Origin of the sequence: Mesorhizobium sp. M7A.F.Ca.CA.002.09.1.1 (genome assembly GCF_003998555.1) — a bacterium.
Lineage (GTDB): Bacteria > Pseudomonadota > Alphaproteobacteria > Rhizobiales > Rhizobiaceae > Mesorhizobium > Mesorhizobium ciceri.
In genome coordinates this window covers 1-418 of sequence record NZ_RZRR01001637.1, presented here as the reverse complement: position 1 = coordinate 418, position 418 = coordinate 1, and the positions used below count along the sequence as shown (strand labels likewise).

Below are 418 nucleotides of genomic sequence, written 5' to 3'. Positions count from 1 at the left end.
TGGCAAGGCGCGGTCGGCCGTTGGTGGTGCGCGCTAGCTGCCACGCGGCGAAGCCGAAGGCCAGTGCGGGCACGCCGTAGCCCGGCAGCAGCCAGTTGAACACCGGCGTCGTCGACAGGAAGCCGGCGCCGACAATGGTCGGGTCGAAGGCGACACGGCCAAGCACCGCGATCACCGCGCCGACCGAAATCCAGCCGAGCACCGGATAGGAGCGCCAGCGCGTGGCCAGCGCCGGCACGATGGCCGCCGCACCGAGCAGGATGGTGGTCCAGCCGGAATCGAAAGCCATATGCATGAGCAGGAGCCCGGCGATGGCCGCGCCGCCCAGGGCAAACGAGACCGCGACACCGCCCTTGAGCGGCGGCTCCTCGGCCCGCGCGATCCACTCGCCGCCGGCGGCGAAAATGACGACCAACAG

General features: G+C 71.1%; 1 protein-coding gene. It reads right to left on the bottom strand.

From position 1 onward, the window contains the following. The coding region (locus EN994_RS35090; RefSeq protein ID WP_348631703.1) for a DUF2339 domain-containing protein at positions 1-418 on the bottom strand (418 nt) is incomplete at both ends.